At 73.7% G+C, this 22,553-nt stretch carries 20 protein-coding genes; 5 read left to right on the top strand and 15 right to left on the bottom strand.

What is annotated here, in order from left to right; all coding sequences use genetic code 11:
* Positions 1–7: 7 nt before the first annotated feature.
* The 5 genes from ACFU9A_RS12265 to ACFU9A_RS12245 all read right to left on the bottom strand — a co-directional run bounded on the left by ACFU9A_RS12265 (position 8) and on the right by ACFU9A_RS12245 (position 4,764).
* Positions 8–733, bottom strand: coding sequence for an SMC-Scp complex subunit ScpB (locus ACFU9A_RS12265; protein ID WP_430575560.1), 726 nt, complete (start codon positions 731–733; stop codon positions 8–10).
* The gene (locus ACFU9A_RS12260; protein WP_430575559.1) at positions 730–1,683 is read right to left on the bottom strand and encodes a segregation and condensation protein A; all 954 of its coding nucleotides are present in this window, start codon (positions 1,681–1,683) and stop codon (positions 730–732) included. Before ACFU9A_RS12260 ends, ACFU9A_RS12265 begins: the two co-directional genes overlap by 4 nt.
* Complete coding sequence (locus ACFU9A_RS12255) at positions 1,667–2,599, bottom strand: ParA family protein (RefSeq protein ID WP_430576461.1); 933 nt, start codon at positions 2,597–2,599, stop codon at positions 1,667–1,669. The genes ACFU9A_RS12260 and ACFU9A_RS12255 overlap by 17 nt, the downstream gene beginning before the upstream one ends.
* Before the next feature lie 125 nt (positions 2,600–2,724).
* A complete protein-coding gene (locus ACFU9A_RS12250; RefSeq protein WP_430575558.1) occupies positions 2,725–3,726 on the bottom strand; it encodes a site-specific tyrosine recombinase XerD in 1,002 nt (333 codons plus the stop codon).
* A gap of 27 nt (positions 3,727–3,753) precedes the next feature.
* Complete coding sequence (locus ACFU9A_RS12245; protein WP_430575557.1) at positions 3,754–4,764, bottom strand: heme o synthase; 1,011 nt, start codon at positions 4,762–4,764, stop codon at positions 3,754–3,756.
* Positions 4,765–5,188: 424 nt separating this feature from the next.
* On the opposite strand from ACFU9A_RS12245, the gene tkt reads away from it, so the two are divergent.
* The 5 genes from tkt to pgl all read left to right on the top strand — a co-directional run bounded on the left by tkt (position 5,189) and on the right by pgl (position 11,988).
* Positions 5,189–7,312 carry a transketolase gene (gene tkt, locus ACFU9A_RS12240; protein WP_430575556.1) on the top strand — a complete coding sequence of 708 codons (2,124 nt, stop codon included), beginning with the start codon at positions 5,189–5,191 and terminating at the stop codon, positions 7,310–7,312.
* 100 nt (positions 7,313–7,412) lie between these two features.
* Entirely contained in the window at positions 7,413–8,531 is a 1,119-nt protein-coding gene (gene tal / locus ACFU9A_RS12235) for a transaldolase (RefSeq protein ID WP_430575555.1), read from the top strand.
* Between the two features lie 82 nt (positions 8,532–8,613).
* Positions 8,614–10,155: a glucose-6-phosphate dehydrogenase gene (gene zwf, locus ACFU9A_RS12230; RefSeq protein ID WP_430575554.1), complete on the top strand. Its 1,542-nt coding sequence runs from the start codon at positions 8,614–8,616 to the stop codon at positions 10,153–10,155.
* Between the two features lie 88 nt (positions 10,156–10,243).
* Positions 10,244–11,194: a glucose-6-phosphate dehydrogenase assembly protein OpcA gene (gene opcA, locus ACFU9A_RS12225; RefSeq protein ID WP_430575553.1), complete on the top strand. Its 951-nt coding sequence runs from the start codon at positions 10,244–10,246 to the stop codon at positions 11,192–11,194.
* Positions 11,191–11,988, top strand: a complete 798-nt coding sequence (gene pgl, locus ACFU9A_RS12220) for a 6-phosphogluconolactonase (RefSeq protein WP_430575552.1) — start codon at positions 11,191–11,193, stop codon at positions 11,986–11,988. The genes opcA and pgl overlap by 4 nt, the downstream gene beginning before the upstream one ends.
* 85 nt (positions 11,989–12,073) lie before the next feature.
* Here pgl and ACFU9A_RS12215 read toward each other — a convergent pair whose 3' ends face one another.
* From ACFU9A_RS12215 to uvrC, 10 genes are all read right to left on the bottom strand, one after another.
* Positions 12,074–12,970: a phenylalanine 4-monooxygenase gene (locus tag ACFU9A_RS12215; RefSeq protein WP_430575551.1), complete on the bottom strand. Its 897-nt coding sequence runs from the start codon at positions 12,968–12,970 to the stop codon at positions 12,074–12,076.
* An 80-nt stretch (positions 12,971–13,050) separates the two neighbouring features.
* Positions 13,051–13,416, bottom strand: a complete 366-nt coding sequence (locus ACFU9A_RS12210) for an RNA polymerase-binding protein RbpA (protein ID WP_430575550.1) — start codon at positions 13,414–13,416, stop codon at positions 13,051–13,053.
* 133 nt (positions 13,417–13,549) lie between these two features.
* The gene (gene secG / locus ACFU9A_RS12205) at positions 13,550–13,792 is read right to left on the bottom strand and encodes a preprotein translocase subunit SecG (RefSeq protein ID WP_430575549.1); all 243 of its coding nucleotides are present in this window, start codon (positions 13,790–13,792) and stop codon (positions 13,550–13,552) included.
* A 185-nt stretch (positions 13,793–13,977) separates the two neighbouring features.
* Positions 13,978–14,745 carry a triose-phosphate isomerase gene (tpiA, locus tag ACFU9A_RS12200; protein ID WP_430576460.1) on the bottom strand — a complete coding sequence of 256 codons (768 nt, stop codon included), beginning with the start codon at positions 14,743–14,745 and terminating at the stop codon, positions 13,978–13,980.
* 64 nt (positions 14,746–14,809) lie between these two features.
* The gene (locus tag ACFU9A_RS12195) at positions 14,810–16,009 is read right to left on the bottom strand and encodes a phosphoglycerate kinase (RefSeq protein ID WP_430575548.1); all 1,200 of its coding nucleotides are present in this window, start codon (positions 16,007–16,009) and stop codon (positions 14,810–14,812) included.
* Between the two features lie 174 nt (positions 16,010–16,183).
* On the bottom strand, positions 16,184–17,188 hold the full coding sequence (gap, locus tag ACFU9A_RS12190) for a type I glyceraldehyde-3-phosphate dehydrogenase (protein WP_430575547.1): 1,005 nt from the start codon (positions 17,186–17,188) through the stop codon (positions 16,184–16,186).
* Between the two features lie 308 nt (positions 17,189–17,496).
* Positions 17,497–18,477, bottom strand: a complete 981-nt coding sequence (whiA, locus tag ACFU9A_RS12185) for a DNA-binding protein WhiA (RefSeq protein WP_430575546.1) — start codon at positions 18,475–18,477, stop codon at positions 17,497–17,499.
* 50 nt (positions 18,478–18,527) lie between these two features.
* Complete coding sequence (yvcK, locus tag ACFU9A_RS12180; protein ID WP_430576459.1) at positions 18,528–19,484, bottom strand: uridine diphosphate-N-acetylglucosamine-binding protein YvcK; 957 nt, start codon at positions 19,482–19,484, stop codon at positions 18,528–18,530.
* Between the two features lie 17 nt (positions 19,485–19,501).
* Complete coding sequence (rapZ, locus tag ACFU9A_RS12175) at positions 19,502–20,437, bottom strand: RNase adapter RapZ (protein ID WP_430575545.1); 936 nt, start codon at positions 20,435–20,437, stop codon at positions 19,502–19,504.
* Positions 20,434–22,527 (bottom strand): excinuclease ABC subunit UvrC, encoded by a 2,094-nt coding sequence (gene uvrC, locus ACFU9A_RS12170; protein WP_430575544.1) that lies wholly within the window; start codon positions 22,525–22,527, stop codon positions 20,434–20,436. Before uvrC ends, rapZ begins: the two co-directional genes overlap by 4 nt.
* Positions 22,528–22,553: the final 26 nt, after the last annotated feature.

Raw genomic sequence — 22,553 nt, 5'->3', positions numbered from 1 at the left:
CAGGCGCTCACGCGCCGAGCCCGTCCTCGGTCAGGCCCGCGAGGCCGGCCGAGGACGGGTCCAGGCCGATCGCCTCCCCCACGTCCGGCAGGTGCGGCGCCAGCGGGGGCAGCGCGTCGAGCGACGTCCAGCCCATCCGGTCCAGGAACTCCCCCGTGGTGCCGAACAGCACGGCGCCGGTCATCGGGTCCTGGCCGGTCTCGGCGATCAGCCCGCGCGCGAGCAGCGTGCGCACGACGCCGTCCACGCTGACGCCGCGCACCGCCGAGACCTGCCCGCGCGTGACCGGCTGGCGGTACGCGACGACCGCGAGGGTCTCCAACGCCGCCTGGCTGAGCCGCGACGACTGCCCCTCCAGCACGAACGCCCCCACCACGTCGGCCTGCGCCCGGGCGGAGTAGACCCGCCACCCGTCCGCACCCTGCCGCAGCTCGAAGCCGCGCGGGCGCCCGCCCGTCTCGCCGCGGTACTCCGCGGCGAGGTCCTCCAGCACCGCGGCGACCTCCGGCACCGGCCGCGCGACGCCGGCAGCCAGCCGCTCCACGGGCACGGGCGACTCCGTGACCATCAGCACGGCCTCCAGCGCGGCCGCCAGGCCCCCGGGCAGCTCGTCGACGTCGACGTCGAGCTCGGGCACCGGGCGACCGACGGCCTCGGCGGGTGCCCCGACGTCGGAGCCGGTCGCCTCCACGCCGCCCGCCCCCGCGCCGGTCGTGCCCGTCTGCTGCGTCATGCCACGACCTCCGTCACGTGCGGCCCGCCGTCCTGCGGCGCGGCCCCGTCGAACTCCTCGAACCCGGCCGCGAGCGCGCCGTCGTCGTCCACGTCCTGCTCGTCCCCGCCGGCGGTCCACCGCACCGTGAGCTCCCCCAGCGCGGTCGCCTGCTCGAAGGCGACCCGGCCGTTACGGAACAGCTCCAGCAGCGCGAGGAACCGCGCGACGGCCACGAGCCGCTCCTCCCCCGCGACGAGCGCCCGGAACGTCGCGACGTGCTCCCGCCGCAGCCGGCGCGCTACCACCCCCGCCTGCTCGCGCACGCTCACCGCGGGAGCGTGCAGGTGGTCGAGGCCGACGACGGGCGGCGGCTTCGGCTCGAGCGCCCGCGCCGCCAGCTCTGCCAGGCGGGCGCCGTCGAGCGTCCACACGAGCTCGGGCAGCAGGGCCGTCAGGTGCGGCTCGAGCGGCACCGAGCGCGGCACGCGGCGCCCCTCGGTCTCGAGCCGCTCGGCCAGGATCCCGGAGACCTCCTTGTAGGCGCGGTACTGCAGCAGCCGCGCGAACAGCAGGTCGCGGGCCTCGAGCAGCTCCAGGTCCTCCGCGTCCTCCTCGACGACGCCGGGCAGCAGCCGCGCCGCCTTGAGGTCGAGCAGGGTGGCGGCCACGACCAGGAACTCGCTCGCGGTGCCCAGGTCCCACGACGGGTGCTCCTCGCCGCGGGCGGTCGCCTCGCGCGCCGCCGTGTCGGCGGCGCGGATGTGCGCGACGAACTCGTCGGTCACGGCCGCGAGCGCCACCTCCGTGACGTCGAGCTCGTGCTTCGCGATCAGCGACAGCAGCAGGTCGAACGGGCCGGTGAAGTTCGCGAGGTGCACCTCGAAGCCGGCGGACGGGGCGTCGACCGACGCCTCGGGCTCCGCGGCGTCGGCGGCAGGCTCCGCGGCGACGTCAGGCGGCGTCACCACGGGCGACGAGCTCGCGCGCGAGCTGCCGGTACGCGGCGGCTCCGGCGTGCGTCGGGGCGTAGTTGGTGATCGGCTCCGCGGCGACGGAGGCGTCCGGGAACTTCACGGTGCGCCCGATGACGGTGTGCAGCAGCGTGTCGCCGAAGGCCTCGTGCACGCGGGCCACGACCTCGCGGGAGTGGAGCGTGCGCGAGTCGTACATGGTCGGCAGGATGCCGTCGATCTCGAGCGCGGGGTTGAGGCGGTCGCGCACCTTCTCGATGGTCTCCACGAGGAGCGCGACGCCGCGCAGCGCGAAGAACTCGCACTCCAGCGGGATGAGCACGCCGTGCGCGGCCGTCAACGCGTTGACGGTGAGCAGGCCGAGCGACGGCTGGCAGTCCACGAGGATGACGTCGTAGTCGTCCAGCGCCGGGCGCAGCGCGCGCGCCAGCACCGACTCGCGGGCCACCTCGCCGACGAGCTGCACCTCCGCCGCGGACAGGTCGATGTTGGCCGGGAGCACGTCCAGGCCCTCGATGTTCGTGGGCTGCAGCACGTCGGTGAAGCTGACGTCGCGCTCCATCAGCAGGTTGTAGACGCTGAGGTCGAGGTCGTGCGGGCTGACGCCCACGCCCACCGACGCGGCGCCCTGGGGGTCGAAGTCGACCAGCAGCACGCGGCGGCCGTACTCGGCCAGCGCGGCGCCCAGGTTGATCGTGGTGGTGGTCTTCCCGACGCCACCCTTCTGGTTGCACATGGCGACGATGCGCGCAGGCCCGTGCGACGACAGCGGCTCCGGGTCCCGGAAGTCGGGCAGCGGCCGCCCGACGACGTCGGTACGCGGCTCCTCGATCCCGGCGGCCGGACTGCCCGGGGTCGGGCTGGTCGCGGTGGCCGCGGCCGGTGAGGCGTCGCTCGTGGTCGTCTGCGTCATGGTGTCGCTCCCGAGTCCCTCGCTCACCTGCGTCACGCTACCCCAGCGCCTCCCGGGGCCCGGGCGGCACGCCGGGCGCGCCGCCCTTCGTCCGCGCCGGGTCGTGCGCCGGGTCGTGCGGCGGGTCAGCCGAGGGCGCGCGGGTGCGCCGCGGCGTAGACCTCGCGCAGGGCGTCGGGCGTCACCATCGTGTAGATCTGCGTGGTCGTCACCGACGCGTGGCCGAGCAGCTCCTGCACCACGCGGACGTCGGCGCCGCCGGCCAGCAGGTGGGTCGCGAACGAGTGCCGCAGCGTGTGGGGCGAGACGTGCTGGGTCAGCCCCGCCCGCTCGGCCGCGCCCTGCAGCACGGACCAGGCGCTCTGCCGCGACAGCCGCGCGCCGCGGGTGTTGAGGAACAGCGCCGGCGTGCCGCGGCCCGCGGACGCCAGCGGCGACCGGGCCCGGACCAGGTACGCGTCCAGGGCGGTGCGGGCGTAGGACCCGACCGGCACGACCCGCTCCTTGTCCCCCTTGCCCCGCAGCCGCACCGAGCCGGAGCCGGCCAGGCCGTCGTCGGGCCCGCCCGGGGCGCCGGCGGCGGGACGCAGCCCGTCGACGTCGTCGACGTCCAGGCCGACGACCTCGCTGATCCGCCCGCCGGTGGAGTACAGCAGCTCCAGCAGCGCGCGGTCGCGCAGGGGGACGGCCCCCTCGCCCGTCCCCGCCGCGTCGAGCAGTCGGGCCACCTCGTCCACGGACAGCGCGTGCGGCAGGCGGCGCAGGGAGCTCGGGGCGTGCACCTGCGACGCGGGGTCGGCGCGCGTGACGCCCTCGGCGTGCGCGAACCGGTGCCAGCCCCGCACGGCGGCCAGGGCCCGGGCCGTGGACGAGGGCGACAGCGGGGCGCCGCCGTCCGACCCCTGGCGCAGCACCACCACGTAGCCCTCGACGTCGCGCTCCCCCACGTCGTCCAGGCCGGAGCGGCCTGTGGCGTCGAGGTGGCGGGCGTAGCGGCCGAGGTCGCGCCGGTAGGCCGCCACGGTGTTGGCCGACAGCCCGCGCTCGACGCCGAGGTGCGCGAGGTAGTCCTGCAGCGCGGCCGTCAGTGCGGGCGGGAGGGTCGGGGCGGGCGACGTGTCGGGCACCGGGCCATCATGCCCCGCGGCGCGGGGTCAGAAGGGCAGGAAGACGTCCACCGCCACGGCGATGAACAGCACCGTGAGGTACGTGATCGAGCCGTGGAAGACCTTCATCGCGCCGAGCTTGCCCCGCTCTGGGTGGCCCGCGCGGCGCAGCATCGCGATCACGAGGTAGAGGAACCAGCCGCCCGAGACGACCGCGACGGCGGTGTAGAACCACGACATCCCGGCGAGCGGGACCAGGGCGAGCGAGCAGGCGATCATCGCGACGGTGTGCGCGACCATCTCGATCGCGACGCGGCGGTCGGTGGCGACCACCGGGAGCATCGGCACGCCGGCGTTCGCGTAGTCCTTCTTGAACTTCACGGACAGCGGCCAGTAGTGCGGCGGCGTCCAGAAGAAGATCACGCCGAACAGCGCGACGGCGGCCCAGCTCAGCGACTCCGTGACGGCGGCCCAGCCGATGAAGACGGGCATGCAGCCCGCGATGCCGCCCCACACGATGTTCTGCGGCGTGCGCCGCTTGAGGATCATCGTGTAGCCGACCACGTAGATGGCGATGGCGGCGAACGTGAGCCACGCGGACGCCGGGTTGACCAGCAGCGCGAACCAGAGCAGGGACACGGCCCCGAGCACGGTGGCGAACACGAGCGCGGCGCGCGGCGTGATCTCCCCCGTGGCCAGCGGGCGCCGCTTGGTCCGGTTCATCACCTGGTCGATGTCACGGTCCAGGTAGCAGTTGAAGACGTTGGCCGACGCGGCCGCGAGGGTGCCGCCGACCAGTGTCTTGACCACCAGCCACAGCGACGGGAGCCCGCCCTGGGCGAGGATCATCGTGGGCAGCGTGGTGACGAGCAGCAGCTCGATGATGCGCGGCTTGGTCAGCGCGACATAGGCGGCGACGCGGTCGCGCCACCCCTTGCTCGGACCCGCGGGAGCGCCGCGGCGCTCCGCCCGGACGGCATCGGCACGCTCCCGCTCCGCCCGCACCGCGGCACGGGTGGGCGTCGAGGGATGGGGCGTCGTGGTGCTCGTGGTGCTCACGCGCGTGCTTGTCCGTTCTCGGCTGGGGGTCCGGGGAGCTCGGGCGGCGTGGGTCTGCCGCCGCCTCATCGTACGCCGAGGTCACCGGCGGGGCGGCCCGGGCCGGACCCGGGGCGCTGTGAGAAATGCCCGGCTCGTCGTCATGTCCCCGCGCCCTCCCCCGGCGTCCGCCCGCGCGCCCCGCTGTCCACGCGCGCCCACCTGATGGGACGGAGCGGCTCGGGACGGGCGGGGCGGGAATGCTCGGCGCTAGGGTGGTGCTGCACAACGGTGAACAGCGGACCGCCCACCCGGTCGGACCCTCGCCACCGTGCCCCGCCGTCGCACGCAGGACCCGTGCGGTGTCCGACGCGACGGCGCCCCGTACCGGCAGAGCAGCAGCAATCACCCGGGGGCTCGCTCCGGGCAGGAAAGAGGCACATCTGTGAACGCGTTCGACCCCGTCGTCGCCCCGCTCGAGTGGAACTCGCTCGACGACCGCGCGGTGAAGACCATCAAGGCGCTGGCCGCGGACGCCGTCGAGAAGGTCGGCAACGGCCACCCCGGCACCGCGATCTCCCTGGCACCCGCCGCGTACCTGCTCTTCGGCAAGACGATGCGGCACGACCCGTCCGACCCGCACTGGGTCGGCCGTGACCGGTTCGTCCTCTCCGCGGGCCACTCCTCGCTCACGCTGTACCTGCAGCTGTTCCTCTCCGGCTACGGCATGGAGCTCGGCGACCTCGAGGCGCTGCGCACCTGGGGCTCCCAGACCCCCGGCCACCCGGAGTACCGCCACACCGCCGGCGTCGAGATCACGACCGGTCCGCTCGGCCAGGGCCTCGCCTCCGCCGTCGGCATGGCGTTCGCGGCCCGCCGCGAGCGGGGCCTGCTCGACCCCGACGCCGCCCCCGGCGAGTCGCCGTTCGACCACCACGTGTACGTCATCGCCTCCGACGGCGACCTGCAGGAGGGCGTCACCTCCGAGGCCTCGTCGCTCGCCGGCACGCAGAAGCTCGGCAACCTCGTGGTGATCTGGGACGACAACAAGATCTCCATCGAGGACGACACCGACATCGCGTTCACCGAGGACACGCTGGCCCGCTACGCCGCCTACGGCTGGCACACGCAGCGCGTCGACTGGACGCAGGGCGGCACCGGCTACGCGGAGGACGTCGACGCGCTCGCCGCGGCGATCGCCGCCGCCAAGGCCGAGACCGACCGGCCGTCGTTCATCGCGCTGCGCACCATCATCGGCTGGCCCTCGCCCACCAAGCAGAACACCGGTGGCATCCACGGGTCCGCCATGGGCGCCGACGAGGTCGCCGGCCTCAAGGTCGCGCTCGGCCTGGACCCCGAGGCCACGTTCGCGGTGGACGACGAGGTGCTCGAGTACACGCGCGCCGTCGCCGGCCGCCAGGGCGACCAGCGCGCCGCCTGGGACCGCTCGTACGAGGCGTGGCGCACCGCCACCCCGGAGCGTGCCGCGCTGCTCGACCGCCTCGTCGCCCACGAGCTGCCCGCCGGCTGGACCGACGAGCTGCCCGTCTTCGAGGCCTCCGAGAAGGGCGTCGCCACCCGCGCCGCCTCCGGCAAGGTGCTCACCGCGCTCAAGGACGTGCTGCCCGAGCTGTGGGGCGGCTCCGCCGACCTCGCGGGCTCGAACAACACGACGATGGACGGCGAGCCGTCGTTCATCCCGGTCGAGCACGCGACCAAGAAGTTCCCGGGCAACCCGTACGGCCGCACGCTGCACTTCGGGATCCGCGAGCACGGCATGGGCTCGATCCTCAACGGCATCGTGCTGCACGGCCTCACCCGCCCCTACGGCGGCACGTTCCTCCAGTTCGCCGACTACATGCGCGCCTCGGTGCGCCTCGCGGCCCTCATGGAGATCCCCACGACCTTCGTGTGGACCCACGACTCGATCGGCCTCGGCGAGGACGGGCCGACGCACCAGCCGGTCGAGCACCTCGCGGCGCTGCGCGCCATCCCCGGCCTCGACGTCGTGCGCCCCGCGGACGCGAACGAGACCGCCTGGGCCTGGCGAGGGATCCTCGAGAACACGGCGAACCCGGCCGGCATCGTCCTCACCCGCCAGAACGTGCCCACGTTCCCCCGCGGCGCCGAGGGCTTCGCCGGCGCCGAAGGCACCCTCAAGGGCGCCTACACGCTGCTGGACACCGACGGCACCCCCGACGTGATCCTCGTCGGCACGGGCTCCGAGGTGCAGCTCGCCGTGCAGGCCCGCGAGCAGCTCGCGGCCGAGGGCGTGGCCGCCCGCGTCGTGTCCATGCCGAGCCGCGAGTGGTTCGACAAGCAGGACGCCGCGTACCGCGAGTCGGTGCTGCCGGCCGCGGTGAAGGCCCGCGTCTCGGTCGAGGCGGGCATCGCGCAGGGCTGGCGCGACGTGGTCGGCGACGCCGGCCGCAGCGTCTCGCTCGAGCACTACGGGGCGTCGGCGGACTACCAGACGCTCTACCGCGAGTTCGGGATCACCGCGGAGGCCGTCGCGGCCGCCGCGCGGGAGTCGCTCGCCGCCGTGCGCGGCGCTGGCGACGCCGCCTGAGCCCTCGTAGATTCCCCGGTGGGGCGCCGCGCGCCGGCGCCCCACCCGGCTCCCGTCGACACACCGCCGGCGGGGGCCTCCGACCTCGGAAGGACGTCCGATGACGCAGAGCACCGTCCCCGCACCGATCACCGACCTGACCGGAGCCGGGGTGTCCATCTGGCTCGACGACCTCTCGCGGGAGCGACTGCGCAGCGGCAACCTCGCGGCCCTCGTCGCCGAGCGCGGCGTCGTCGGCGTCACGACCAACCCGACCATCTTCGCCAAGGCGCTCTCGAGCGGGGACGCCTACGACGCCCAGCTGGCCGAGCTCGCGGGCAGCGACGTGGACGCCGCGGTCGAGACCATCACGACCGACGACGTGCGCGCGGCCGCCGACCTGCTGCGCCCCGTCTACGACGCCACGGACGGCGTGGACGGCCGCGTGTCGATCGAGGTGGACCCCCGCCTCGCGTACGACGCCGACAAAACCGTCGTGGTCGCGGAGCGCCTGTGGCGCACCGTGGACCGGCCGAACGTCTTCATCAAGATCCCCGCCACGGTCCCCGGGCTCGACGCGATCTCGCGCACCCTCGCCCAGGGGATCAGCGTCAACGTGACCCTCATCTTCTCCATCGAGCGCTACCGGTCCGTGATGGAGGCGTTCGCGATCGGCCTCGAGCAGGCCCGCGCCGACGGCATCGACCTCGGCCCGATCGGTTCCGTGGCCTCCTTCTTCGTCTCGCGCGTGGACTCCTCGGTCGACGCGGCGCTCGAGAAGATCGGCTCCCCGGAGGCGCTCGACCTGCGCGGGCAGGCCGCCGTCGCCAACGCGCGCCTCGCGTTCGAGGCGTACGAGCAGTTCGTCGGCACCGACGAGTGGCGCTCGCTCGTCGCGTCCGGCGCCCACCCGCAGCGGCCCCTGTGGGCCTCGACCGGCGTGAAGAACCCGGAGTACCCCGACACGCTCTACGTCTCCGAGCTGGTCACCGACGGCGTCGTCAACACGATGCCCGAGCCCACGCTCCAGGCGTTCGCCGACCACGGCACCGTCACGGGCGACACGGTCCGCGGCACCGCGGGCGCCGCGCGGCGCACCGTCGAGGCCATCGAGTCGCTCGGCGTCTCGCTGCGCGAGGTCACCGACCACCTCGAGACCGACGGGGTCCGCAAGTTCGAGGACTCCTGGACCGAGCTCCTGGACACCGCCACCGCCGGCCTCAAGGCCCAGGGCGCCTGACCTCCGCCCCGGCCCGGGGCGCGCGCCGCGCCCCGGGCCCGCACCATCCCCCGCCCGCACGACGAAGAACGGTGCCCACCTCGTGAGACCGGCCAAGATCACCGCCGAGCACAACCCGCTCCGCGACCCGCTCGACCTGCGCCTCCCCCGCATCGCCGGCCCCTGCGGGCTCGTGATCTTCGGGGTCACCGGCGACCTGTCGCGCAAGAAGCTCATGCCCGCCGTCTACGACCTGGCGAACCGCGGCCTCCTGCCGCCCGGCTTCGCGCTGACGGGCTTCGCCCGCCGCGACTGGGAGGACCAGGACTTCGCGCAGGTCGTGCACGACGCGGTCAAGGAGCACGCCCGCACCCCGTTCCGCGAGGCCACGTGGCGCCAGCTCGCCGAGGGCATCCGGTTCGTGCAGGGCTCGTTCGACGACGAGGACGCCTTCGAGCGGCTGCGCCAGACGGTGGAGCAGCTCGACGCCGAGCGCGGCACCGGCGGCAACCACGCCTTCTACCTGTCCGTGCCGCCCAGCGCCTTCCCGGTCGTGTGCCGGCAGCTGTCGGAGTCCGGCCTGTCGAAGTCGTCCGCGGACGCCTGGCGCCGCGTCGTCATCGAGAAGCCGTTCGGGCACGACCTGGAGAGCGCCCGCGAGCTCGACGCGGTCGTCTCCCAGGTCTTCGACCCCGAGTCGGTCTTCCGCATCGACCACTACCTGGGCAAGGAGACGGTCCAGAACCTCCTGGCCCTGCGGTTCGCGAACCAGATGTTCGAGCCGCTGTGGAACAACAACTACGTCGACCACGTGCAGATCACGATGGCCGAGGACATCGGCATCGGCGGCCGCGCCAGCTACTACGACGGCATCGGCGCCGCCCGCGACGTCATCCAGAACCACCTGATGCAGCTCCTGGCGCTGGTCGCCATGGAGGAGCCGGTGAACTTCGACGCCGAGGCCCTGCGGTCGGAGAAGATCAAGGCGCTGTCGTCCGTGCGCCTGCCCCGCGACCTCGGCCGCCACACCGCGCGCGGCCAGTACGCCGCCGCCTGGCAGGGCGGCGAGAAGGTCGTCGGCTTCCTCGAGGAGGAGGGGTTCAACCCCGACTCCACGACGGAGACGTTCGCGGCGGTCAAGCTCGAGATCGACAACCGCCGCTGGGCGGGCGTGCCGTTCTACCTGCGCACGGGCAAGCGGCTGGGCCGGCGCGTGACGGAGGTCGCCGTCGTCTTCAAGAAGGCGCCGCACCTGCCGTTCGAGTCGTCGCTGACCTCCGACCTCGGCAGCAACGCCCTGGTCATCCGCGTGCAGCCGGACGAGGGCGTCACGCTGCGGTTCGGCGCCAAGGTGCCGGGCACCGCGATGGAGGTGCGCGACGTGACGATGGACTTCGGCTACGGCCACTCGTTCACCGAGTCGTCGCCGGAGGCCTACGAGCGGCTCATCCTCGACGTGCTGCTCGGCGACCCGCCGCTGTTCCCGACCCGCGAGGAGGTCGAGCTCTCCTGGAAGATCCTCGACCCGATCACGTCCTACTGGGCCGGCAAGGGCAAGCCCGAGTCCTACCCGTCGGGCACCTGGGGCCCGCCGTCGGCGGACGCGATGATGGCCCGCGACGGCCGGTCGTGGCGGCGGCCGTGACGGCCCGCCCGGCCCGTCCCCCGCACGACGCCGCCCGCGCCGCGGCGAGCCGCACCCGCCTGTGCCGCTTCCACCCAGGAGACCCCCGATGATCATCGACATGCCGGACACGACCACCAACGCGGTCGGCAAGCGGCTCGCCCACCTGCGGGACGAGGGCGGCGCCGTGGCGCTCGGCCGCGTCCTGACCCTCGTCGTGGTCGCCGAGGAGGCCGACATCGAGGACTCGGTGCGCGCGGCGAACCAGGCCAGCCACGAGCACCCGTGCCGCGTCGTCGTGATCGCCCCGCTCGCCCAGCGCGGCTCGAGCGCCCCGCGGCTCGACGCCGAGATCCGGGTCGGCGGCGACGCGGGCGCCTCCGAGGTCGTCGTCCTGCGGGCCGCCGGCCCGATGCTCGAGCACCCCGACACCCTCGTCATGCCGCTGCTGCTGCCCGACGCGCCGATCGTGGTGTGGTGGCCGACCGGCGGCCCGGACGACCCGTCGGCCGACCCGATGGGCGCGATGGCGCAGCGCCGCATCACCGACACCACCACCGCGGCCGACCCGGTCGCCATGCTCCACCGCCTGGCGGGCACGTTCAGCCCCGGCGACACCGACCTGGCCTGGGCCCGCGTCACCCTGTGGCGCGGCCTCATCGCCGCGGCCGTCGAGCAGCCCCCGTACGAGCCCGTCACGGCGGTGAGCGTCGAGGGCCAGGAGCAGCACACCTCCCTGGACCTGCTGGCCGCCTGGCTCGGCCAGCGGCTGCGCTGCCCCGCCACCGTGGTGCGCACCGACAGCGACGACGCCATCACGCGCGTCACGCTGGAGCGCAAGAGCGGGCCGATCGTGCTCGACCGGCCGGACGGCCGCGTCGTGTCGATCACGCAGCCCGAGAAGCCCGAGCGGCGGATGGCCCTGCCGATCCGCGCCCTGAGCGAGGCACTCATCGAGGAGCTGCGGCGCCTCGACCCCGACGAGCTGTACGGGGAGGTGCTCACCAAGGGCATCACGCGCGTCGAGACCGTCACGGCGACGTCGAAGGCGAAGGCGTGAGCACGCCCGGCGCCGCACCGCTCGTCGTCGTCCACCCGGACGCCGACGTCCTCGCCGAGGCCACCGCCGCGCGGCTGCTGACGCGCCTCCTCGACGCCCAGTCCGTGCGCACCCCGGTGCACGCCGTCCTCACCGGCGGCACCGTGGGCATCAAGACCCTCGCCGCCGTCGCGGCGAGCCCGCTGTCCGCGGCCGTGGACTGGTCGGGCGTGCACCTGTGGTGGGGCGACGAGCGGTTCCTGCCCGACGGCGACCCGGACCGCAACGAGACCCAGGCCCGGTCCGCCCTCGTGGACGCGCTGGTCGCCGGCTCCGGCCTGCCCGCCGAGCACGTGCACGCGATGCCGGCGCCCGGCGCCGTCGTCGACGGGACCACGATCGGGACGCCCGAGGAGTCCGCCGCGGCCTACGCGGCGGAGCTGGCGCGCTTCGCTCCGCCCGCCGGCGAGGACGACACCCCGGCCGTGCCGGAGTTCGACGTCCTCCTGCTCGGCATGGGGCCGGACGGGCACGTCGCGTCCCTGTTCCCCGGCCACGAGGGCCTCGGGGCCCGCGGCGCCACGGTCGGGGTGCACGCCTCCCCCAAGCCGCCGCCGGAGCGCGTCTCGCTCACGTTCGACGCCCTGCGCCGTGCGCGCGAGGTGTGGGTCGTGGCGGCGGGCGCGGAGAAGGCGGCCCAGGCCGCGGCCGCGCTGGCGGGCGGCCCCGTGACGGACGTCCCGGCCGCCGGCGCGCGAGGCACCGAGCGCACGCTGTGGCTGCTCGACGCCGCGGCGGCGGCGCCGTCCTCCTGAGGCCGCACGCCCGGTCGGGAGACGCACGACGACGGCCCCCTCGCTCTTCGGCGAGGGGGCCGTCGTCGTCCTGGGGACGAGGGGGTCAGCTGGCCGACCGGCGGCGGGCGGCCAGCAGGCGTCCGGGGGTCTCGTCGTCGAACTCGGCGAAGAACTGACCCACCCGCTCGGTCAGCTCGTTCATGCCGTCGCACGCGAAGAGCGTGGGCTGGTAGTGGGAGATGTCGTACTCGACGGTGCCCATCGAGTAGAAGTCGAGCGGCAGGATGGTCGCGCCGCGGAACTCCTCGATCTCGCCGTAGGACGACAGCAGGCCCGCGCCGTAGGCGCGCAGCTCGCCCTCCTCGTACATGACGCCGAACTCGATCGTGAACCAGAAGACGTCCGCGACGAACTGCAGCCCTTCCGCGGTCTCGCACCGCCGCGCCGCCTCGCCGGCCCGCCGTTTCACGTCGGCGATCGCCGGGTTCGCGAGCAGGTTCCCGTGACCCACCACCTCGTGGATGATGTCGGGCTCCGGGGTGTACAGCGGCTGCGAGCCGTGCCGCAGGTACTGCGTGGAGTGGAAGACGCCGTCGGCGAGCGAGCCGTAGAACTGGTCCAGCGGCACGAGACCGGCGGCGGGGTGCAGGCGGAAGCCGCTCAGCGGCTCCAGGCCCGCGCTGACCTCGTCGAGCTGCGGCACGCGGTCGGTGGGCAGACCGAGGGCCTCCTTGCCCTCGAGGTAGCCGCGGATCGCCAGCCGCTCGTGCTTGGGCGCGAGCTCGGTGCACACGGTGCGCCAGATCTCGTTCTCCGCGGGGGTGTAGTCGACCTGAGGCACGGGATCGCCGGGTGACCAGCGCAGCGCGGGGCCGGCGATGGCCTCGCGACGGCGGCGGTACTCCGGGTCGTTCGCGCCGGGGTGGTCGTCCGTGAGGTGCACCGTGACGCCGTTCTCGTCCTCGGTGACGGGGGCGTAGAGCTGTCCTTCCTCGAACATGCCGAAAGACTACGCCCCGTCTCGACAGGTGGACATCCCCCGGTGCCCCGAGGCATCGCCCCGGGGCACCGGTCGAGGTGTCAGCTCGCCTGGCGCAGGGTGGTGCGGCGCGCTCGCAGCGTCGCGAGCGCCTCCTCCAGGAGGGCCGCACCGTCCTCCTCGGACCGGCGTTCCTTCACGTACGCGAGGTGCGTCTTGTACGGCTCGTTGCGCACCGGCGACGGCGGGTTCGCCGCATCCAGGCCGGCGGGGAAGCCGCACCGCGGGCAGTCCCAGAACTCCGGGGCCTCCACGTCGTCGTTCGCCGAGAAGCTCGGCGTCGTCTCGTGCCCGTTCGCGCACCAGTACGACACCCGCACCCGGGGTGCCGCATCGCCGCGCTCGGACTCTCCCAGGGGCCCCGCGCCTACGCGCGAGCCCCGGATCGCATGACCGGCATTAGCCACGTCCTGTCGTCCTCACCTTCGACTCAGTGGGCGTTCGCCCACGGACGATCTTCGTGAACCGTGGTCCGGTGCGTCGTCGCCCGGGCCCGTGCCCCCCGCACCGGCCGGGGCCGGTGACGGTCGTGCCGTGCTGTCAGCTGACCTTCGTGATGAGGCCGAGCAGCACGATCACGACGAACCAGACGAGCGCAAAGCTCACCGTGATCCGGTTGAGGTTGCGCTCGGCGACACCGGAGCTGCCGGCAGCGCTCGAGATCCCCCCGCCGAACATGTCGGACAGACCGCCACCCTTGCCCTTGTGCATCAGGATCAGCAGGGTCAGGAAGGCGCTGGTGATGACCAGGAGAACCTGAAGGATGATCTGCAAAGCGTCCACGGTGTCCTCGGCTGTCCTTCGTTCGTCGTCCGTCCCGCGGGACGGGTTCGGTGCCAGGACGTCGTCCCGGCCGGGTCAAGAGTAAGTGACGGACGCCTCTCGAAGCGAACACCGATGTCTCCATCTGGTGACGATCCCGAGAGGCGTCCGTCCGACGGGCCGGGCCCGCCGTCGTGCGTGTCGTGTCAGCCGACGTGCGACTGGTACCGAGCGATCTTGGCGAACTCGACCGGGTCGAGGCTCGCGCCGCCCACGAGGGCGCCGTCCACGTCCGGCTGCGACATGATCTGCGCGACGTTGCCCGACTTCACGGAACCGCCGTACAGGACGCGCACGCCCGCGGCGAGCTCGGCGTCGTACAGCTCCGCGAGGCGTCCGCGGATCGCGCCGCAGACCTCCTGCGCGTCCTCCGGGGTGGCGACCTCGCCCGTGCCGATGGCCCACACGGGCTCGTAGGCGATGACCACCTGCGCGGCCTGCTCGGCGGTCACGTCGGCGAGCGCGGCGTCGACCTGCGCCAGGGTGTAAGAGACCTGCTCGCCCGCCTTGCGGACGTCCAGGCCCTCCCCCACGCAGAGGATCGGCACGAGGCCGTGCTCGAAGGCGGCGCGCACCTTGGCGTTGACGACGGCGTCGTCCTCGGCGTGGTACTCGCGGCGCTCGGAGTGGCCGACGGCCACGTAGGTGCAGCCGAGGCGGGCGAGCATCGGGCCCGAGATCTCACCGGTGTACGCGCCGGACGCGTGCGTCGACAGGTCCTGGGCGCCGTAGCGCACCTCGAGCTTGTCGGCGTCGACGAGGGTCTGCACCGAGCGCAGGTCCGTGAACGGGGCCAGGACGGCCACCTCGACGGCCTCGTAGTCGTGCTTCGCGTCATTGAGCGTCCACGCGAGCTTCTGCACCGCGGCGATCGCCTCGGTGTGGTCCAGGTTCATCTTCCAGTTGCCCGCCATCAGGGGCGTGCGGGTGGTGGCCACGATGGGCTCCTTGTTCTCTCGTGCGGAAGGGTCGTGAGGGTCAGGCGCCGAGGACCGCGAGCCCCGGGAGCTCCTTGCCCTCGAGGAGCTCGAGGCTCGCGCCGCCGCCCGTGGAGATGTGGCTGAATCCGTCCTCGTCGAACCCGAGCACGCGCACGGCCGCGGCGGAGTCCCCGCCCCCCACGATGGAGAAGGCGCCCGCGGCGGTCGCGTCGACGATGCCCTGCGCGACGGCGCGGGTCCCGGCGGCGAAGGCGGCGAACTCGAACACGCCCATGGGGCCGTTCCAGACGATGGTCCTCGCGTCCGCGAGGCGGGCCGCGAACAGCGCGCCGGACTCCGGGCCGATGTCGAGGCCCATGGTCCCGTCAGGGATCTGGTCGGCCGGCACCGTCCGGTGCGCGGCGTCGGCGGCGAACGAGTCCGCGGCCACGATGTCCGTGGGCAGCACGATCTCGACGCCGCGCTCGGCGGCCTGCGCCAGGTAGCCCTTCACGGTGTCCACCTGGTCCGCCTCGAGCAGCGAGGAGCCCACGGAGTGGCCCTGCGCCGCGAGGAACGTGAAGACCATGCCGCCCCCGATGAGCAGGCGGTCGGCCTTGGTGAGGAGGTTCTCGATGACACCGAGCTTGTCGGAGACCTTCGAGCCGCCGAGGACCACGGCGTACGGGCGCTGCGGGTCGGTCGTGGCGCGCGAGAGCGACTCGACCTCCTTGAGCACCAGGTCGCCGGCGGCCGCGGGGAGCACCTTGGCCACGTCGTAGACCGAGGCCTGCTTGCGGTGCACGACGCCGAAGCCGTCGGAGACGAACGCGTCGGCCAGCGCGGCCAGCTCGCCGGCCAGCTCCTCGCGCTCGGCGTCGACCTTCGACGTCTCCCGGGCGTCGAACCGCACGTTCTCCAGCAGCGCGACCTGGCCGTCGGCCAGCGCGGCGACCGTCTCCTGGGCCGAGGGGCCGGTCACGTCGGTCGCGAGGGAGACGTCCTGGCCGAGCAGCTCGCCGAGGCGGGCGGCCACGGGCGCGAGCGAGTAGGCGGGGTTCGGCTCGCCCTTGGGGCGGCCGAGGTGGGCCGTCACGACGACGCGGGCGCCGGCGTCGACCAGGCGGCGCAGGGTCGGCAGCGCGGCCTTGATGCGGCCGTCGTCCGTGATGGTGGTGCCGTCGAGCGGCACGTTGAAGTCCGAGCGGACGAGGACGCGCTTGCCGCGCAGCTCGCCCAGGGAGTCGATGGTCTTCATGAGGCACACCTGTCCGTCAGGGCCCGGTGCGTGCCGTGCGGCCGTCGGGCGGCCGTGCGTCCCGGGCGGGGGGTGATCTGTTCCGTACATGACGACGTCCGCGTGCGCGGCCGGGGTTCGGCGCGCACGCGGACGTCGTGACTCACGCTCGAGCGATGTCGGGCGCCGGAGTCGTCAGAGCTTCTCGCCGACGTGAACGGTCAGCGCGACGAGCGAGTTGGAGTAGCCCCACTCGTTGTCGTACCAGGAGACGACCTTGACCTGGTTGCCGATCACCTTGGTGAGCTTCGAGTCGAAGATGCTCGTGTGCGGGTTGGTGACGATGTCCGAGGAGACGATCTCGTCCTCGACGTACTCGAGGGTGCCCTTGAGCGGGCCCTCGGCGGCGGCCTTGACCGCGGCGTTGACCTCGTCGACCGTGACCTCGCGCGGCGCCTCGAAGGTGAGGTCCGTGGCCGAGCCGGTGATGACCGGGACGCGGAGGGCGTAGCCGTCCAGCTTGCCCTTCAGCTCCGGGAGCACCAGCGCGACGGCCTTGGCGGCACCCGTCGTGGTGGGCACGATGTTCTGCGCGGCGGCGCGGGCGCGACGGAGGTCCTTGTGCGGGCCGTCCTGCAGGTTCTGGTCACCCGTGTACGCGTGGATCGTGGTCATGAGGCCACGCTCGATGCCGATCGAGTCGTTGAGGGCCTTGGCCAGCGGCGCGAGGCAGTTCGTGGTGCACGACGCGTTCGAGATGATGTGGTGCGCGGCCGGGTCGTACTGGTCGTTGTTCACACCCATGACGAAGGTCGCGTCCTCGTTCTTCGCCGGGGCGGAGATGATGACCTTCTTGGCGCCGGCGTCGATGTGCGCCTTGGCCTTGGTGGCGTCCGTGAAGAAACCGGTGGACTCGATGACGATGTCCGCGCCCAGCTCGCCCCAGGGCAGGTTGGCGGGGTCGCGCTCGGCGAGCGCACGGATCTTGTGGCCGTCGACGATGATGTTGTCGTCGTCGAAGTCGACCGACTTCGGGAAGCGGCCCAGCACCGTGTCGTACTTCAGCAGGTGGGCCAGAGTCTTGTTGTCGGTCAGGTCGTTGACGCCGACGACCTCGATGTCCGCACCCGACTCCACGAGAGCGCGGTAGAAGTTCCGTCCGATCCGACCGAAGCCGTTGATCCCGACGCGGATGGTCACGATTGCCCTCCTCAGGGCGCGCCGGTGGGGGTCCGGCGCACACGGTTGATGCCGACTTCCGCGCGCCACGACGGGCGCGCTGATGATTCACGCCGCGACCCTGGGACTGGGACCCCCGACGTCTTCCTCCGGGCGGTCAGCCTTGGGTCACGTCGTCGTCACCTGACGTCATGAGCCTATACCCGAATCGGCGGTACCGCCGACCCTCGCGACTGCCGTGAGACGTGTGGTCTGACCATATGGACAGGGCGTGCGCCGTGGGCCCGCGGAGCGGCGGGCACGGTCCGCGCCGCCCCCGCCCCCCGCCCTCAGAGGTCGAGCAGGTCCGGGCTCAGCCCGGCCTCCGTGTCGGGGATGCCCACCTCGATCGCGCGCTTGTCGGCCGTCGACAGCAGCCGGCGGATCCGGCCAGCCACGGCGTCCTTCGACAGCGGCGGGTCCGCCAGCTGGCCCAGCTCCTCGAGGGAGGCCTGCTTGTGCGCCAGGCGCAGCTCCCCCGCCTGCCGCAGGTGGTCCGGCACCTCCTCGCCGAGGATCTCGAACGCCCGCTGCACGCGGGCGCCCGCCGCCACCGCCGCCCGGGCCGACCGGCGCAGGTTCGCGTCGTCGAAGTTCGCCAGGCGGTTCGCGGTGCCGCGCACCTCGCGCCGCGCGCGTCGTTCCTCCCAGACCTCCCGGGTCCTGACGGCGCCCATCCGGCGCAGGATCTCGCCGATCGCCTCCCCGTCGCGCACCACCACGCGGTCCACGCCGCGCACCTCGCGCGACTTCGCCTGCACGCCGAGCCGGCGGGCGGCGCCGACCAGCGCCAGTGCCGCCTCCGGCCCCGGGCACGTGACCTCCAGCGCCATCGAGCGGCCGGGCTCCGTCAGCGAGCCGTGCGCGAGGAAGGCCCCCCGCCACACGGCCTCCGCCTCGGCGACACCCGCCGACACGACCTCGGGCGCGAGGCCGCGCACCGGGCGCCCGCGCGAGTCCAGCAGCCCGGTCTGACGGGCGAGCGACTCGCCGTCGCGCACCACGCGCACCACGTAGCGGTTGTTCTTCCGCAGGCCGCCGGCCTGCACCACGATGAGGTCGCTGGTGTGCCCGTACAGCTCGGTGATCGACTGCCGCAGCCGCGCCGCGGCCGCCTCGTCGTCCAGCTCCGCCTCGATGACCACGCGGCCCGAGATGATGTGCAGCCCGCCCGAGAACCGCAGCGTCGCCGAGACCTCGGCCTTGCGGCACGACGTCCGGGTCACCTTGATCCGCGTGAGCTCGTCCTTCACCTCTGCCGTGAGCGCCATGGCGTCATCCTGCCACGCGCGGCAAGCACTCTCGGCGCCGGAGGAAGGCGTCAGACGTCGCCGTAGATCCCCTCGAACACGTCGCGGTAGGCAGCGGCCAGACGCAGCGGGTCGTGCCGCGCGCTGCCGTCCCCGCGGCGTACCTGGCGCATGAGCAGCTCCGCCCCCATGATGCGCGCGGCGTCGGCCAGCTCGTCGACGTCCTCCACCGCGGACGGGTCCGCGAGGACCGCGTCCACCCGCAGCCCCGGGGCGTGCCGGTGCAGCGCCTCGAGGTGGCCCGTCGCCGTCAGCCCCTGCGTCTCGCCGAGCTCCGCGGCCAGGTTCAGGGTCACGCAGATGCGCGCGTCCGTCTCGTGCAGCGCCCGGGCGAGCTCGGGGACCAGCAGGTGCACCAGCACCGACGAGTACCAGGACCCCGGTCCCAGCACGATCCAGTCGGCCGACCGCACGGCCTCGACCGCCTCCGGGCACGCCGGGGGGTCCGCGGGGACCAGCCGCAGCTGCTCGATACGGCCCTCCGTCAAGGCCACGCGCGACTGCCCGACGACGGTCTCCAGGCGATCGGCCCCGGCGACGCCGTCGCGCCGCACGTCCGCCTCGACGACCAGGGGCACCGACGCCATGGGCAGCACCCGCCCGCGCGCACCCAGCAGCTTGCCGACCCAGTCCAGCCCGGTCACCGTGTCGCCCAGCAGCTCCCACAGCGCCACGATCATGAGGTTGCCCATGGCGTGCTTGTCGAGGCTCCCGCCCGACACGAACCGGTGCTGCAGCAGGTCGCTCCAGGTGCGCCCCCACTCCGAGTCGTCGCACAGCGCCGCGAGCGCCATGCGCAGGTCGCCCGGCGGGAGCACGTCCAGCTCGTCGCGGAGCCGGCCCGAGGAGCCGCCGTCGTCCGCCACCGTCACGACCGCGGTGAGCCGGTCGGACATCAGCCGCAGCGCCGAGAGGCTCGCGTACAGCCCGTGCCCGCCGCCCAGCGCGGTGACCGCGGGCGCGCCCATGCTCAGGGCCGGCGTCGTCACTCCTTCCCCAGGTCGCGCGCCGTGAGGGTGACGCGCTGCCCGGCGTCGCGCAGCCGCTGGGCGATCTCGCCCGCGATCGCGACCGACCGGTGCTTGCCCCCGGTGCAGCCGACGGCGATCGTCACGTACCGCTTCTCCTCCGCGAGGTACCCGGCCAGCACGGGCTCGAGCGCGGCGACGTACCGGTCCACGAACTCCCGCGCGCCGGGCCGGGCCAGGACGTACTCGCGCACGGGCGCGTCGCGGCCCGTGAGGTGCCGCAGCTCGGTGATCCAGTAGGGGTTCGCCAGGAAGCGCACGTCCACCACGTGGTCGGCGTCCAGCGGGATGCCGTACTTGAAACCGAAGGCGAGCACGTTCACGCGCAGCGCGTCCGGGGCGCCGTCCGCCACCGCGGCCCGCACCTCGCGGGCGAGGTCGTGCACCGACAGCTCGGACGTGTCGATGACCACGTCCGCGCGCTCCTCGATCGAGGCCAGCCGGCGGCGCTCCTCGGCGATGCCGTCCAGGATCCTTCCCTCCCCCTGCAGGGGGTGCGGCCGCCGGACGCTCTCGTACCGGCGCACCAGCGTCTCGTCCCGCGCGTCGAGGAACAGGATGCGGTAGTTCACGCCCGCCTCGCGCAGGTGCAGCAGCGCGCGGGTGAGCTCGGCGAAGTACTCGCGGCCGCGGACGTCGACGACGACGGCGAGCCGCTCGACCGACGAGCCGGCGCGCGTCATGAGGTCCACGAGCGGCACCATCATCAGCGGCGGGAGGTTGTCGACGACGAACCAGTCGAGGTCCTCCAGGACGCCCGCGGCCCGCGACCGCCCGGCGCCCGACATGCCGGTGATGATCAGCACCTCCGGGTCGGACGGCTCCGGTGCGGGGGTCGTCGCCTCGATCTCGGGGATGCCCTGCGGGACGGTGGTGGGCTCCGGCTCGCTCATGCGCCCAGCATGCCAGTGCCCGGACCGTCCTGGGACGACGGCGCGCTGCCCCCGTCGGCGGCGAGCGCCGCGACGACCGCCTCCGCCGTGCGCCGGCCCATGCCCTTGACCTCCGCGATCTCGTCCACGCTCGCCGCGCGCAGCCGCTTCACCGAACCGAACGTGGTCAGCAGCGCCTTGCGCCGGGTGGGGCCGAGCCCCGGGACGTCGTCGAGGACCGACACCGTCATGCCCTTGCTCCGCCGGCGGCGGTGCTGGGTGATGGCGAACCGGTGCGCCTCGTCGCGCACGCGCTGGAGCAGGTAGAGGCCCTCCGACGAGCGCTGCAGGATGACCGGGTAGTCCTCGCCCGGCAGCCAGACCTCCTCGAGGCGCTTCGCGAGGCCGCACAGCGCCACGTCGGTGACGCCGAGCTCGTCCAGCGCCCGCTGCGCCGCCGCGACCTGAGGGGGGCCACCGTCCACGACGACGAGGTTGGGCGGGTACGCGAACCGCTTGCGCTCCCCCGGCTCCTCGGCCGGCACCTCCCCGGACCGCGGCCGCGTGGCTCCCGTCGAGGTCTCGTCCTGGTCCCGGTCCGAGGCGTCGTCGAGCTCGACGTCGCCCGCGGCGAGCCGGTCCGCCAGGTACCGCCGGAACCGGCGCGTGATCACCTCGTGCATCGCCGCGGTGTCGTCGCGCGCCCCGTCGCCCTCGGGGCCGCGCACCGAGAACGTGCGGTACTCGCTCTTGCGCGGCAGGCCGTCCTCGAAGACCACCATCGACGCCGACTGGTACGTGCCCTGGGTGTGGGACACGTCGTAGCACTCGATGCGCAGCGGGGCCGACTCGAGGCCCAGCGCCTCCTGGATCTCGCGCAGCGCCTGGCTGCGGGTCGTGAGGTCGCCGGCACGCCGGGTCCGGTGCAGCGCCAGCGCGTGCTCGGCGTTGGCCCTGACGGTCCCCGCGAGCTCTCGCTTGTCGCCGCGCTGCGGCACCCGCAGCTCCACGCGGGCGCCGCGCAGGCCCGTGAGCCACGCGGTCATCTGGGCCGGGTCGGGCGGCAGCACCGGGACGAGCACCTCGCGCGGGACGGCGTCCCGGGCCTCGCGGCGGGCCGACGCACGCGCCTCGGCGTCGCCCTCGGCCCCGTCCGCCGCCGCACGCGCGTCCTCGACGGCGCCGTAGACCTGCTGGAGGAGGTGCTCCACCAGCTCCTCGTCGGTGACGTCCTCGACCTTCTCCACGACCCAGCCGCGCTGGCCGCGGATGCGCCCGCCGCGCACGTGGAACACCTGGACGGCCGCCTCCAGCTCGTCGCCGGCCAGGGCGAAGACGTCGGCGTCCGTCGCGTCGGGGAGCACCACGGCGTTCTTCTCGGTGGCGCGCCGCAGCGCCTGGATGTCGTCGCGCAGGCGGGCGGCCTGCTCGTACTCCATGGACGCCGCGGCCTCGTTCATCCGCGCGGTGAGGCGGCGCTCGAAGCGCTGCGTGTCGCCGGCCATGAAGTCGCAGAAGTCCTGCGCGAGCTGCTTGTGGTCGTCGACGCTGATCCGCCCGACGCACGGCGCCGAGCACTTGTCGATGTACCCGAGGAGGCAGGGGCGGCCCGTCTGGTGCGCCCGCCGGAAGACGCCGGACGAGCAGGTGCGGATCGGGAACACCCGCAGCAGCAGGTCGAGGGTCTCCCGGATCGCCCAGGCGTGGCCGTAGGGGCCGAAGTACCGCGTGCCCCGGCGCTTGGCACCGCGCATCACCTGGGCCCGCGGCACCTCGTCCGCCATCGTGACCGCGAGGTACGGGTACGACTTGTCGTCCCGGTACTTCACGTTGAAGCGGGGGTCGTACTCCTTGATCCACGAGTACTCGAGGGCGAGCGCCTCGACCTCCGTGCCCACCACCGTCCACTCGACGGACGCGGCCGTCGTGACCATCGTCTGGGTGCGGTGGTGCAGGTGCGCGACGTCCTGGAAGTAGCTCGACAGCCGCGCACGCAGGTTCTTGGCCTTGCCGACGTAGATGACGCGGCCGTGCGGGTCGCGGAACCGGTAGACGCCGGGCGACGTGGGGATCTCCCCCGGCTTCGGGCGGTAGGTCGCAGGGTCGGCCATGCCGTCAGCCTAGGTCAGGCCACCGA

Origin of the sequence: Isoptericola sp. NPDC057653 (genome assembly GCF_042799955.1) — a bacterium.
In the GTDB taxonomy this organism is placed as follows: domain Bacteria; phylum Actinomycetota; class Actinomycetes; order Actinomycetales; family Cellulomonadaceae; genus Isoptericola.
This window is presented reverse-complemented; position numbering and strand designations above follow the sequence as displayed.